Source organism: Paludibacterium paludis (assembly GCF_018802605.1).
In the GTDB taxonomy this organism is placed as follows: domain Bacteria; phylum Pseudomonadota; class Gammaproteobacteria; order Burkholderiales; family Chromobacteriaceae; genus Paludibacterium; species Paludibacterium paludis.
Genome location: NZ_CP069161.1, coordinates 2206697 through 2218956 on the forward strand (window position 1 = coordinate 2206697; position 12260 = coordinate 2218956).

Sequence of the window (12260 nt, forward strand, 5' to 3'; positions counted from 1 at the left end):
GAATTCAGGAAGCAGTCGTCAGCAGGAAGTGCGCGCGAGCCACCGCAACCGGACGGGACGGATCATCCTGCCAGGCTTCGATCAGCACGTGGGCCACGCGCTTGCCCTGCTTGGTGATTTCGCAGCGGGCAAACAGGGTTTGCGGTTTGCCGCTGCGCAGGTAATCGAGGGAAAAATCGACGATTTTCGGCGTCTCCAGCGACTCCCGGTTCCACATCAAATGAATTTGCGCGGTGATCTCGAGGTAGCCGCCGATCAGGCCGCCATGCAGCGCTGGCAACGTGGTGTTGCCGACATTGCGTTCGTGAAACGGAAGGCTGAAGAGAAGGTCGCCCTCCTCTGTCTCGGCGAACGCCATTCCCATGTGCTTGGCGTAGGGGATGGCATTGATGATTTCATCGTAACGCTTTTCGTCGCGCAGCGTGAAGAAACGCTCCATGAACCGGCTCATTGCGCGACCTCCGGCAACATCGGCTTCGGATTGGACGCTCGCATGAACGTTGCCACTCCATGCGCGATCGGGTCGGAAGGATCGTCGTGGTAGCACACGGCCCGGGTGAACGCGATCTGGCTGGCGAGCCGGTAGCACTCGGCGCGGCAGTGGATCGTTTTGCCGGGCGTGGCGCTTTTCAGGTAATCGATGCGCAGATCCAGGGTGGCGATCGTTTCGAACTCGGCAAGCTGGGCGGTCACCGAAATGGCGCTCGTGGTGTCCACCAGCGACGTGATCACGCCGCCGTGCACCACGCCGGTGACCGGGTTGCCGACCAGGTCTTCGCGCCACTCGACGCAAAGCACCGGCCGGCGGCCATCGGTGCCAAGATAGCGAAAGCCCAGCGAACGCGAGTGAGGCAGGGAGACGAAGAGCTCGCTCATCGCCTCCAGCACGTCAGGATTGACCGGTTTCGGGGTCATTCCTGCGCGCCCTCGCCATCAGCGTCCTCGCCCTCCTCTTCGTCGGCGCTTTCGCTTTCGGCGACCTTCTCGAGGCCGATGAGCTTCTCGCCTTCATCGAGATTGATCAGACGCACCCCCTGGGCGGCACGGCCGGTCTCGCGGATCTCCGACACGCGAGTGCGGATCAGCACCCCGCCGGTGGTGATCAGCATGATCTCGTCGGATTCGGTGACCAGCGTCGCCGCGACGAGCTGGCCGTTGCGCTCGGACGTGTCGATGGCGATGACCCCCTGGGTGCCGCGATGGCTCTTGCGGTATTCCAGAATCGGGGTACGCTTGCCGTAGCCGTTTTCGGTCGCGGTCAGCACTTGGTCCAATTCGCTCTCGGAGACCAGCAGGGAGATTACGCTGGCGCCTTCGGGCAGATCCATGCCGCGTACGCCGCGCGCGGTGCGGCCCATGGCGCGCACATCACCTTCGTCGAAGCGCACCGCCTTGCCAAGGTTGGAGAACAGCATGACCTGGTGCTCGCCGCCGGTGAGCGCCGCGCCGATCAGGTTGTCGCCGTCGTCAAGATCCAGCGCGATGATGCCGGCGGTGCGGGGGCGCGAGAAATCGGCCAGCGAGGTCTTCTTCACGGTGCCCTGCGCCGTGCACATGAACACGAACTGATCCTTGCAGAACTCCTTGACCGGGAGCATCGCGTTGATCTTTTCGCCATCCATGAGCGGCAACACGTTGACGATCGGCTTGCCTCGGCTGGTGCGGCCGCCTTGCGGCAGATCGTACACCTTGATCCAGTAGCAGCGCCCGCGCGACGAGAAGCACAGCACGTAGTCGTGGGTATTGGCCACGAACAACGTTTCGATGAAGTCGTCGTCCTTGGTGGCCGCGGCCTGCTTGCCCCGACCGCCGCGGCGCTGCGCGCTGTAGTCCACCACCGGCTGGGTCTTGATGTAACCGGTATTGGAGACGGTGACCACCATGTCCTGCGGCGTGATCAGGTCTTCGATATTGATGTCGCCGCCGAACGGTTCGATCTCGGAGCGGCGCGGATCGCCATACTGCTCGCGAATCGCGGCCAGCTCTTCGGCGATGATCTGGTTGATGCGCTCCGGCTTGTCGAGGATGTCGATCAGGTCGAGGATCACCGCCATGATTTCACGGTATTCCGCGACGATCTTGTCCTGCTCCAGACCGGTCAGGCGCTGAAGACGCAGATCGAGGATGGCCTGTGCCTGGGTTTCCGACAGGCGGTAGCCGTCCTCGGCGAGGCCGCAGGCCTCGTCAAGACCGTCGGGCCGGGCTTTTTGCGGATCGACGCGCGAGAGCATGCCCTCGACCAGTTCCGAGCGCCAGGCGCGCGACAGCAGCGCGGACTTGGCGACTTGCGGCGTTTCCGAGGCCTTGATCAGCGCGATGATCTCGTCCACGTTGGACAGCGCGACGGCGAGGCCTTCGAGCACGTGGCCGCGTTCCCGCGCCTTGCGCAGCTCGAAGATCGTCCGGCGCGTCACCACTTCGCGGCGATGGCGCAGGAACTCTTCCAGGATCTGCTTGAGGTTCAGCAGGCGCGGCTGGCCATCGACCAGCGCGACCATGTTGATGCCGAAGCTGTCCTGAAGCTGGGTCTGCTTGTACAGGTGGTTGAGCACGACCTCGGGCATTTCGCCGCGCTTGAGCTCGATGACCATGCGCATGCCGGATTTGTCCGACTCGTCGCGCAGATCCGAGATGCCTTCGATCTGCTTGTCGCGAACCAGTTCGCCGATCCGCTCCAATAACCGAGCCTTGTTGACCTGATACGGCAGCTCGTCGACGATGATCGCCTGGCGGTCTCCGCGGCCGATGTCCTCGAAGTGGGTGCGGGCGCGGATGATGACCCGACCGCGTCCGGTGCGGTATCCCTCGCGCACCCCGGCCGTGCCGTAGATGATGCCGGCGGTCGGAAAGTCCGGCGCGGGGATGATGTCGATCAACTCGTCGATGGTGATGTCGCTGTTGCCGAGCACGGCGAGACAGGCATCGACCACTTCGGACAGGTTGTGTGGCGGAATGTTGGTCGCCATGCCCACCGCGATGCCCGACGAGCCGTTGACCAGCAGGTTGGGGATCCGCGCGGGCAGGATCAGCGGTTCGTGCTCGGAACCGTCGTAATTGGGCCCGAAGTCGACCGTCTCCTTGTCGATATCGGACAACAGCTCATGGGCGATGCGCGCCATGCGGATTTCGGTGTAACGCATGGCGGCGGCATTGTCGCCGTCCACCGAGCCGAAGTTGCCCTGGCCGTCGACCAGCGGATAGCGGAGACTGAAATCCTGCGCCATGCGCACGATGGTGTCGTAGACCGCGGAGTCGCCGTGCGGGTGGTATTTACCGATCACGTCGCCGACGATACGCGCCGATTTCTTGTAGGCTCGGTTCCAGTCGTTGGACAATTCGTGCATCGCGAACAGCACGCGGCGATGCACCGGCTTGAGGCCGTCCCGGACATCAGGCAGCGCGCGTCCGACGATCACGCTCATGGCGTAATCCAGATAGGAGCGGCGCATTTCCTCTTCAAGGCTGATCGGAATCGTTTCCTTGGCGAAAAGCTGATCGGTCATAGGCAAATGCTTGTCTTGTTGTAATGGCAAATAGAGAATGATTCTATCACGACGCGAGGTTTCTCGCATGAATGCGCTTCGCGGTCCCCCGAGTCCGGGGCGACGCGCCGGGCGGGCCGCCCCGCCCGGCTAGCGGTTTACCGCGCGGAGATCTGGTAACGCTTCTCCAGGGTGGCGATCCCCCAGGCCATCACCATGGTCATGGCCAGGTACAGGAAGGAAATGGCGAGATACGGCTCCCAGAAGCGGGAGTAGACGCCCGCCACCGTGCGCGCCGCGTAGGCCAGTTCCGCCAGCCCGATCGCCGAGACCAGCGAACTGTCCTTGAGCAGCATGATCGCCTCGTTGCCAAGCGGTGGCAGCATGCGGCGGAACGCTTGCGGAACCACGACGAACTTCATGGCCTGCGCATAGTTGAGCCCCAGCGAGCGAGCCGCCTCCATCTGCCCTTTGTCGATCGACTGAATGCCGGCGCGGAAGATCTCCGTGATATAGGCGCCGGCATTGAGCGTCAGCGCAACAAGACCGGACATGAACGGCCCGTAGTCCTGACGCAGGTGCCGCGCCGTTTCTCCGGAGAGGATCAGACCGTTGTCCGGCGAGACCAGCAACGGCATCAGGGCGTAGTGGACCAGCATGATCTGCACGAATAGCGGCGTGCCGCGGAAAAACGTGACATAGGCCGTCGACGGCAGGCGCACCCCGAAACGCAGGAAAATCCTGAGGGAACCGTGACGGGCATCCGCCAATCGCGCCATACCCATGAAAAGACCGATCAGCGTCCCGAGAACCACCGCCACCACGGTGATCCCCAAGGTCATTTTCAACCCGTCGACGAACAGGGGCATGTACTCGGAAATTATGCTCCAGCGCAAATCCATATGATTTCCTCCGGCCCGAAGCAAAGCGGCCCGCCACAACGGCGGGCCGCTCGCCGCTCGGACAGTTCCGAATTACTTGGAACCAAAGTATTTCTTGTAGATATTGTCGTAGGTGCCGTCGGCCTTGATGGCTTTCAGGCCGGAGTTGACCTTGTCGAGCAGTGCCTGATTGCCTTTCTTGACAGCGAAACCGTATTGTTCGGCGACGAAACTCTTGGTGTCCTCGACCGTCACAATGCCGTTGCCCGGATTGTTCTGAACATAGTTCACCACCACGCCGTTATCGCCAACGGCGGCCTGCACGCCACCGTTCTCCAGCTCCTTGAGCGCCAGCGGCATGCTTTCGAATCGCTTGATGTTGGGGCTGGTTTTTCCGAGCAGTTTCTGCACCACCTCATCGCCGGTGGTGCCGGTTTGCACGGCCACTTTCTTGTCCTTCAGGTCGTCGAAACTCTTGACGTTGGTCACTCCCTTGCCGACGGCGATCAACTGGCGCGCATCAAAATACGGATCGCTGAAGTCCATCGATTTACGGCGCTCTTCCGTGATGGTGATCGCCGACGCAAGAATGTCGCGATCGCCGTTTTGCAATGCCTGGAAGATGCCTTCCCAAGGGGTGTTCACGAATTTGACCTTGAGTCCGCTTTTCTGGGCGGCGGCGGTCAGGACTTCCACATCGAAACCGACCACTTCCTTCTGGTCGTTCTGGTATTCGAACGGACGGTAGCTGGCATCGCTGCCAACGATGATTTCCTTGGCTTCGGCCGCCGCGGCGGGCGCACTGCCATCGGACGGGGAGGCGGATTGCTGGGCGGACTTCTGGCCGCACGCGGCAAGACCGAAACATGAGACGATCGCAACCGCGAACAGGGTTCTTCTGGCAAGTTTCATCCTCAGGATCTCCGAATCTAATTTTAGTTAGCCGGCCAACACCTTGTTGAGGTGCGCCTGCATGCTAATATAACGACCGGACTTAGCGGTCACAATACGCGAATTGATTAAGATTTTTTTATTTGAGGATTGAGCGCAACGCCATGAAGACCTTTTTTTCCGCCGCGGCGCTGATGTTCGCCAGCCTGCTGCTACCGGCCTCCGCCGTTTTCGCCGACAACGAAGACACGCCCCTGCCGGGCGACACGCAGACTGCGCCAGTGGTGCAGCATCATCTCGCCACTCACGGCAGAAAACTTTCCACTCCGAAAAAGGAAGCGGGCGCCCAGCCTTCGGCTTCCCGCCACAAGGCGGCGAAAGCGCGCGGCAAGGCCGCGCATGCCGCAAAAAAACACAAAGCAAAAAAAGCCGTGCATGGCACGAAAGCCCGCAGCCACATCAAAGCGAAGCCGCAGCACGCCAAACCCGCTCATGCTCGGCACGTATCCAAAACGGCCAAAAAGCCCGTGGGCAAGTCGGCCAAAAAACCGGCGGCGCATGCGCGACGCCACAAAAAGCATTGATTCACGGCGTCACTCGCTCCATGAAAACGGGCCGGAATCAGGCCCGTTTTTCTTGTCACCTGCCAAATTGCCCCGCCAGCGCCTTCAGCGCCAGCGACGTTTCATCCAGTCTGCCTGCCTCTTCGGACAGGTTGGCGATTGTCGCATCGTTGTCACTGCGCAGGCCGCTCATTTTCTCCATATTGTCCGCCACCTCGCCGGACAGGCGCGACTGATCGGCAAGGGCCTGCCGGATCTCGCGGGACGATTTGACCACTCCTCCGCATGCGTCATGGATACCGGCCAGGCTTCGCTCGACATCGGCAATCCGGCTTGAGTTGTCCGTCACCCCCTCCGTCGCGCTTGTCATTTGCACTCGCACAGACGCGGCGGTGCGTTCGACAACGCCCAGCGTCGAGAAAATCACCGCCGTGGCCTCTCCCGTGCGTTCGGCGAGCTTTCTGACCTCGTCGGCCACGACGGCGAATCCGCGCCCGCCCTCTCCGGCCCTCGCCGCTTCGATCGAGGCATTCAGCGCCAACAGGTTGGTTTGCTCGGCGATATCCCGGATGCCTGACAGCACCCGCCCGATATCGGCGATGGCAGCCGACAGACCGGCGATCGCCTCTTGCGCCGCCCCGACCGATGCCACGACCGTTTCATTGGCGCCGACAGTCGCCTTGACGCGGGACAAGCCTTCCTCGGTGCGCCGCAGGGCGTCATCGGCGAAGCCGGCCGCCGCGTCGGTCGCTCCGGCGATGGTTTTGGCCGACAGCGCCAGCGACTGCATGCGCTCGGAGACATCCCGGATTTCCTGCGACTGCCGCTCCGCGCTGCCCATCAGGTCCGATGCGCTGTGATTCAAGGCGTGGGCCTGATCGCCCACTTCCGTCGCTGAAGCATTGATGTCGCCAAACATCGCGCGCAAACGGATGCGCATCGACTCGAGCGCCGTCAGCGCCTCGGCGAACTCCCGGGCGGCGTTCGTGGGTACCGGTACGGTAAAAACTCCTTCGGATTGAAGACGGAACGCCTCCCGCATTACGCCAAGCGGCGCGCTCGCGGCGCGATGAACCCAGACGGCAAACGCCAGACTCGCCGCCGCGCCCGCTACGGCAAGCCCGGCACGCAGCACGGCATCGTTTGCCGCCACCATCCCCGCGGCGAAGAGCGCCGGCACGGCGCAGCCTAACGCGAGCCGGAATACGAGCGACAATCCCGGCCGGTAGCGTGTCCAGGGGAAAGCCGCCCGCCCCTCCCGGATATCGCGGTACAGCGCGTCGGCGACCTGCACGCCGGCACGTTCCGGCACCGTGCGGATCGACGCGTAGCCGGTAATCCGGCCGTTTTCCGTGAGGGGTGTCACATAGGCGTCCACCCAGTAGAACGCGCCGGAACGGGCGCGGTTTTTCACAAGACCTCGCCACGGGCGGCCTTGCTTCAAGGTATTCCAAAGATCCTCAAATGCCGCGGGGGGCATGTCGGGGTGCCTGACAATGTTGTGCGGCTGCCCGACCAGTTCCGAATTTGAATACCCACTGACCTCAGAAAACGCCGGATTGGCATAGGTGATTCGCCCCTTGAGATCCGTGCAGGTCACAATGGGTCGGTCGGGATCGAAAAATACCTCTTCCGCCGTCACTGGCTGGTTATTACGCATCGACTCATCTTTCGCTGGTTTCTCCCTCGCAGCATGTCGGCTCTGGCCGATCTCATGACAAAAAAACGCCCGGCAGACCGGGCGAAATGTTGCTGGCTCAAGGAGTGCACTTCAAGAAATATGCAATTCGATTTTACCCAAGTGGTCACGCTGGTTACATTGTTAATACTAACAAACAAGCCGGCCGATCAAGGGCGGCAACAGGACTTGCCAAACCGGACGGACACAAGCATAATTGCCCTCCTTGCCGGTGTAGCTCAGTTGGTAGAGCAGCTGACTTGTAATCAGAAGGTCGGGGGTTCGACTCCTCTCTCCGGCACCAGTATCGGCGAGGTTTGCAGCAATGCAAGCCTCGCTCCAAACCCAGGTTTGAGACAGGACATTAAACGTTGTGTCTAAAGCCCGCAGAACAGCCCGCCATCGAGCGGGCTTTTTTGCGTCCGACGACGTTAAAAGCCCATCTCTCCGCGCATCATGGCCGGAATCCGTTTCCGGTTACGGGAAACATATCTGGGCAGCCGCCGCTTGTGACGCCATTCTGGATTCCTTGATGACTCTCGACGCGAAAAAAAACGGGAACTGCCATTATCCAGAATGGCGATTTGGCTTTGCTCGCCATTCCTTGCTCTTTCAATGTCATTTACATCGCAGGGATTAGGGCAATCATTGCCTTAAATGCCCCTGCATCCTCATATGGCATCGCTTGTGTTTACTTGACAGCTGTTGCAAACAAACTCATTTCGATAGCAAAAACCCGTCACAAACTGCAGCAGCCTGACAAAGCAAGCTCAACTCAAAGACCTTGGACAAAGGCGATTGACCAAGCGCTCTTCGATTTGACATTCCTCCGCTCGATATGAAAGATTCGTCAAACAGCGAAAATGGCCACCATTGAGAGGCTCAAGGAAATGAAATTTGGCTACACCATCATTTATGTCAACAAAGTCGCCGATGCGCTGGCTTTCTATGAGAACGCTTTTGGCTTCGAAATTCAGTTCCTTCACGAGTCCGGTGACTATGGCGAATTGAAAACCGGCGCCACCGTGCTGGCCTTTGCCTCACTGGAACTGGCCGAAGCGAATCTTGGAAGACGCTGTCTTCCAATCAGCGCGGAAGCCGTCCCAACAGGCATCGAGTTGGCATTCGTGACCGAGGACGTGCAATCGGCCTACCAGCATGCCGTTGCTTGCGGCGCGACACCGGTCCGAGAACCCGCAGAGAAACCATGGGGCCAGGTTGTGGCTTATGTGCGCGCCATGGAAGGAACCTTGATCGAGTTGTGCACCCCGATGGGCGGATGACCGAAAACTGCCGATATGCGCGCCTCCCCATCGACACTGAAACCGGCACGCCTTGCCTGCGGGGCAGTACGACGAGGAGAGGAAAGAGCATGCGCAGGTTCGGTATGACCCTTTCGGGAGTGATCGGCGGAGTACTGCTCTTAGCCGGGGGGATCCATACCTTCGTCCAGAATCTTCACGAATCCGACTACTGGGGTTCCACGGGAGGCGGGGTGCTCGCCGTCCTCTTCGCATGGGTGAGCCTTGTGTATATCGGTATACTGAAGAAAACGGCAAAACCGGACTAGGTTCTGGCGCATTCGTGTTGCCGCTTGCCCTTGGGAGAAGCCATGTTCATGCGCAATGGCGTCACGTACGAATTTCACCACCTGGGCATCCCCACGACGGAGGTTCGGCCCGGCGAGCGGTATAGCGCGATGTTCGGCATGTACACGAGCGACGCCGACAGCCGGCTCGTGCGCGTGCAATACCATCGCTACGAACCCTCGAGCCCCCTTCCCGAACTACTGCGAATCCTCCCTCACCCGGCATTCAGAGTCGATGACCTCGAGCGGGCCGTGCAGGGTTTCACACTGCTGCTCGGACCGTACGAGCCGATCGACGGTTTTCGGGTGGCGGTGATCGACGACGGGGGACACCCCGTGGAGCTGATCGAAACGTCGCTGCCGGATGATGAAGTCTGGGGGCGGGCCCACGCAGGTCAAGGCATCCTGTACGCCGCACCCGGCAAGCCCGAATAAAAAACAGCCTGGCGTCGGCCAGGCTGGGAAGGTGCGGCATGTGCGTGACCAACACGCATCGTCTTATTTTTGAATCGGATTATTTTTGAAACTTGCGGCGCCGGGTCAGCACGAGCCCCGTCAAACCAAGCCCCATCAGCGCATACGTCTCCGGTTCCGGAACGGCATTCACGCTGGCGGGAGAAAACTCGGCGCGGAATCCGGTCGGATTGCCATAGGTGCCGGCCAGGTTGTACACCACGAAATCCACGGTATTGGTCCCGGTGCGGAAATTGCCGCCGAGCGCGAAATCGGTCCAGCCACGGAAGCCCTCGCCGTTGCCCGTGCCGGGCATCGCTGCCTGGGCGATGGATTGACCGTTGACCAGAATGCTCAGTCCGGTATTGTCCGCCATCCATCGGCCGTTGAGCGACAGCGAATGAGGATCGAACCCGGAGGCGAGATTGAAGCTGGTGCGGAAGGTGTACGCCGTATTTTGCAGATCCGAGCCGACATCGGAATAACTGCTGCGTGTCGATACCCACGACGAGGTCGACGTGTTGGCCGCCCAGTACGGGAACGGGAAGGCATTGCCGGCGACGCTCTGGGCGGCGGTGAACGCTCCGTTGTTGACCGAGTAGCTCCACTGCGAGCCATCGACACCCGTGTTGCCCACGGACAGCGTGGCGGCGTTGGCGCCGAATGCGGCACAGGTCAGCGCCAGCGAGATAAGGCGGTGTGTTGTCTTTTTCATGTTCTTGCTCTCCCTGTGGTACGAATACGGACCTGCCCGACTAAAAACATTTTCCGTTCGATTTCCGGCATCATTCGTTTGATTTTGTTTAAAACAGCGTTAAATGCGCCGTACATCTCACAGTAAACCTCACGAAAGGTAACAAGTACAGTTCTGAAAGGGGGTTTAGGTAGTTGCACGTAGCGCACCGGTCGACATGGACAGGGCGCGGCGGGTATGGTCGAATGTATCCAGAAACAGGGCCGGCACGGCCCGCCGGACCGGTCCGGCGCGACCCGGAGCCGCCCTGAAACAAGGAAAACATCATGACTTGCTATCGACTCGCAGGGGGAGCGCTGACCCCCGTCACCGACCCGACCTATATCGAGGACGTGGAGGACTACGGAGACGCGCTATACGAATCCGGCTACACCGTAATGATCGACAGTGAAATCGACTCCGTCGACGATGGCGCGAGCGTGACCGTGTACAGCACGGAACGCGCGGACAAGCCGCAATTTTTCATCGATGTCTGGGGCCGGGAAACCCAGCTCGCCTCGCTGGTCGCCGACGATTTTCCCGGACTCGTGGAAACCCTGCGCCACATCGACCCCTTGCTGCAATTGATCCGCCTCGATCAGTACGCCAGCCGCAAAACCCACGAAGATCTGTGACGTGCCTGCGGGGATCCGCCACCATGGATCCCCCTGAAATCAATCACTCATTCGGCTATAACGGAACCGTCCCGCGCCGTCGGCGCGTTCACCGCGAGTCCGCCATGAGCGACCTGATCCGCCATCTTGCCCATTACGCCGCGTACCACCGCGACCGCAGAAACATCGCCACCCACTTCGCCGGAATTCCGCTGATCCTGATCGCCGCCCTTCTTGGGCTGACCCTGCTGCCGATTCCCGGCACGCCGGTCAACTGCGCCGACCTGGCCATAGCACTCTCCGCGCTCTATTACCTTCGGCTGGATCTGCGTTTGGGCGCCATCATGCTGTTGATCCTCGGGGGCGGGCGCGAACTGGCCCTGGTTCTTGCCGGATGGCCGTCGCCGCTCACGCTGGCGGTGATCCTGTTTGCCGCAGGCTGGACCCTGCAATTCATCGGACACTATCTGGAAGGCAAAAAACCGGCGTTTTTCGATGACCTGGCCAGTCTGCTGATCGGCCCGCTCTTTCTGGTGGCGGAAACGGGCTTCGCTCTCGGCTGGCGCGCCGGCCTCAAGCAGGATGTCCGCCAGGCGGCCAGACACCCGGGGTAAGCCAGTTTACGCGCGGCTGGCGTTAAGCACGCCTTCGACAAGCCGGCTGGCCGGCCACATGCGCAGTGGCCACATCCAGCGCCAGAACGGCACGCCAAGCAGCCGATTGTCGCCCCCGCCTTCGCGGACGAACTCGGCCAGCGAACGGTAAACCGCGCAGCTGTCAGGCAGGACATAGGCCGGCGCGGCCTGACTGTAGGCCGGCGAGTCGCCGTCCCATACCGGACTCGCGCCCTCGAAAGTCCCGAAGCCGCAGGGAAGGCCGGCTTGCGCAAGCCGAGCGCGACGACGCCTCAGCATGTCCGGCGGAAAAATATAGCTATCCAGCTCGATCCAGCCGCCCTCCCCGCGAACTTCCAGCAATGCGTGGCTGACATGCGCGGGCAACAAGCGGTACACCGGCTCCGCCGTGGCGCCGCGCAGCAGCCGTTTATCGAGGCCGACGAACTTCAAGCGCGCCTCGAATCCCGCTTCGGCCAGCATGGCGCGCAGCAGATCCGCCTGAGGATTGCAATGACCAAGACGACGCTCCAGGGTCATCTGCGGGGTGACATCATCGAATCGCGCCGTAAACCCGAAACGGATCGAGTCGCGCACAAAGTCATGCGCGGCGATCATCAGTTCCCGGTCGGAGTCGGCTTGCGCCGCCAGATGGGCGAGGACATCGCGAATTGTCTTGGGGTCATGCATATCGCGGGAGTGTGTCAAAAACTCGAATCGATGCCATTAAAATATCCCGGCGCGCACGTCCCGTAAAGCGACA

General features: G+C 61.1%; 14 protein-coding genes and 1 tRNA gene. 7 read left to right on the forward strand and 8 right to left on the reverse strand.

Annotated features, from left to right (window positions below; translation table 11 throughout):
• Positions 1 to 4: 4 nt before the first annotated feature.
• The 5 genes from JNO50_RS09940 to JNO50_RS09960 all read right to left on the reverse strand — a co-directional run bounded on the left by JNO50_RS09940 (position 5) and on the right by JNO50_RS09960 (position 5275).
• Positions 5 to 451 (reverse strand): PaaI family thioesterase, encoded by a 447-nt coding sequence (locus JNO50_RS09940; RefSeq protein ID WP_189535387.1) that lies wholly within the window; start codon positions 449 to 451, stop codon positions 5 to 7.
• Positions 448 to 915 carry a PaaI family thioesterase gene (locus JNO50_RS09945; protein WP_189535390.1) on the reverse strand — a complete coding sequence of 156 codons (468 nt, stop codon included), beginning with the start codon at positions 913 to 915 and terminating at the stop codon, positions 448 to 450. Before JNO50_RS09945 ends, JNO50_RS09940 begins: the two co-directional genes overlap by 4 nt.
• Positions 912 to 3503, reverse strand: coding sequence for a DNA gyrase subunit A (gene gyrA, locus JNO50_RS09950; protein ID WP_189535392.1), 2592 nt, complete (start codon positions 3501 to 3503; stop codon positions 912 to 914). The genes JNO50_RS09945 and gyrA overlap by 4 nt, the downstream gene beginning before the upstream one ends.
• Positions 3504 to 3640: 137 nt before the next feature.
• Complete coding sequence (locus tag JNO50_RS09955) at positions 3641 to 4384, reverse strand: amino acid ABC transporter permease (protein ID WP_189535394.1); 744 nt, start codon at positions 4382 to 4384, stop codon at positions 3641 to 3643.
• Between the two features lie 72 nt (positions 4385 to 4456).
• Entirely contained in the window at positions 4457 to 5275 is an 819-nt protein-coding gene (locus tag JNO50_RS09960) for a basic amino acid ABC transporter substrate-binding protein (RefSeq protein ID WP_189535395.1), read from the reverse strand.
• Between the two features lie 173 nt (positions 5276 to 5448).
• On the opposite strand from JNO50_RS09960, the gene JNO50_RS09965 reads away from it, so the two are divergent.
• Positions 5449 to 5838 (forward strand): hypothetical protein, encoded by a 390-nt coding sequence (locus JNO50_RS09965; protein ID WP_189535397.1) that lies wholly within the window; start codon positions 5449 to 5451, stop codon positions 5836 to 5838.
• Positions 5839 to 5893: 55 nt separating this feature from the next.
• Here the strand turns inward: JNO50_RS09965 and JNO50_RS19140 are convergent, their stop codons facing one another.
• A complete protein-coding gene (locus tag JNO50_RS19140) occupies positions 5894 to 7477 on the reverse strand; it encodes a methyl-accepting chemotaxis protein (RefSeq protein ID WP_189535399.1) in 1584 nt (527 codons plus the stop codon).
• Positions 7478 to 7723: 246 nt separating this feature from the next.
• Between JNO50_RS19140 and JNO50_RS09975 the strand changes: the two genes are divergently transcribed.
• From JNO50_RS09975 to JNO50_RS09990, 4 genes are all read left to right on the forward strand, one after another.
• Positions 7724 to 7799, forward strand: a tRNA-Thr gene (locus tag JNO50_RS09975).
• 559 nt (positions 7800 to 8358) lie between these two features.
• Positions 8359 to 8778: a VOC family protein gene (locus tag JNO50_RS09980; RefSeq protein WP_229804785.1), complete on the forward strand. Its 420-nt coding sequence runs from the start codon at positions 8359 to 8361 to the stop codon at positions 8776 to 8778.
• Positions 8779 to 8867: 89 nt separating this feature from the next.
• Complete coding sequence (locus JNO50_RS09985; protein ID WP_189535400.1) at positions 8868 to 9065, forward strand: hypothetical protein; 198 nt, start codon at positions 8868 to 8870, stop codon at positions 9063 to 9065.
• Between the two features lie 24 nt (positions 9066 to 9089).
• Positions 9090 to 9518, forward strand: a complete 429-nt coding sequence (locus tag JNO50_RS09990; protein WP_215796331.1) for a VOC family protein — start codon at positions 9090 to 9092, stop codon at positions 9516 to 9518.
• Positions 9519 to 9597: 79 nt separating this feature from the next.
• Here the strand turns inward: JNO50_RS09990 and JNO50_RS09995 are convergent, their stop codons facing one another.
• The gene (locus JNO50_RS09995; RefSeq protein ID WP_189535404.1) at positions 9598 to 10251 is read right to left on the reverse strand and encodes a PEP-CTERM sorting domain-containing protein; all 654 of its coding nucleotides are present in this window, start codon (positions 10249 to 10251) and stop codon (positions 9598 to 9600) included.
• A gap of 305 nt (positions 10252 to 10556) precedes the next feature.
• On the opposite strand from JNO50_RS09995, the gene JNO50_RS10000 reads away from it, so the two are divergent.
• Both JNO50_RS10000 and JNO50_RS10005 read left to right on the forward strand, forming a co-directional pair.
• Positions 10557 to 10904, forward strand: coding sequence for a hypothetical protein (locus JNO50_RS10000; protein ID WP_189535406.1), 348 nt, complete (start codon positions 10557 to 10559; stop codon positions 10902 to 10904).
• A gap of 23 nt (positions 10905 to 10927) precedes the next feature.
• Entirely contained in the window at positions 10928 to 11497 is a 570-nt protein-coding gene (locus JNO50_RS10005; protein WP_215796332.1) for an Mpo1 family 2-hydroxy fatty acid dioxygenase, read from the forward strand.
• 6 nt (positions 11498 to 11503) lie between these two features.
• On the opposite strand, the gene JNO50_RS10010 is transcribed toward JNO50_RS10005, so the two are convergent.
• Entirely contained in the window at positions 11504 to 12205 is a 702-nt protein-coding gene (locus JNO50_RS10010) for a transglutaminase-like domain-containing protein (protein WP_189535408.1), read from the reverse strand.
• Positions 12206 to 12260 lie beyond the last annotated feature (55 nt).

What these genes read in the sequence shown, in the direction of transcription:
- JNO50_RS09940 (WP_189535387.1), bottom strand. Translation starts at nt 451, where the DNA reads ATGAGCCGGTTCATGGAGCGTTTCTTCACGCTGCGCGACGAAAAGCGT.
- JNO50_RS09945 (WP_189535390.1), bottom strand. Translation starts at nt 915, where the DNA reads ATGACCCCGAAACCGGTCAATCCTGACGTGCTGGAGGCGATGAGCGAG.
- gyrA (WP_189535392.1), bottom strand. Translation starts at nt 3,503, where the DNA reads ATGACCGATCAGCTTTTCGCCAAGGAAACGATTCCGATCAGCCTTGAA.
- JNO50_RS09955 (WP_189535394.1), bottom strand. Translation starts at nt 4,384, where the DNA reads ATGGATTTGCGCTGGAGCATAATTTCCGAGTACATGCCCCTGTTCGTC.
- JNO50_RS09960 (WP_189535395.1), bottom strand. Translation starts at nt 5,275, where the DNA reads ATGAAACTTGCCAGAAGAACCCTGTTCGCGGTTGCGATCGTCTCATGT.
- JNO50_RS09965 (WP_189535397.1), top strand. Translation starts at nt 5,449, where the DNA reads ATGTTCGCCAGCCTGCTGCTACCGGCCTCCGCCGTTTTCGCCGACAAC.
- JNO50_RS19140 (WP_189535399.1), bottom strand. Translation starts at nt 7,477, where the DNA reads ATGCGTAATAACCAGCCAGTGACGGCGGAAGAGGTATTTTTCGATCCC.
- JNO50_RS09980 (WP_229804785.1), top strand. Translation starts at nt 8,359, where the DNA reads ATGGCCACCATTGAGAGGCTCAAGGAAATGAAATTTGGCTACACCATC.
- JNO50_RS09985 (WP_189535400.1), top strand. Translation starts at nt 8,868, where the DNA reads ATGCGCAGGTTCGGTATGACCCTTTCGGGAGTGATCGGCGGAGTACTG.
- JNO50_RS09995 (WP_189535404.1), bottom strand. Translation starts at nt 10,251, where the DNA reads ATGAAAAAGACAACACACCGCCTTATCTCGCTGGCGCTGACCTGTGCC.
- JNO50_RS10000 (WP_189535406.1), top strand. Translation starts at nt 10,557, where the DNA reads ATGACTTGCTATCGACTCGCAGGGGGAGCGCTGACCCCCGTCACCGAC.
- JNO50_RS10005 (WP_215796332.1), top strand. Translation starts at nt 10,928, where the DNA reads ATGGATCCCCCTGAAATCAATCACTCATTCGGCTATAACGGAACCGTC.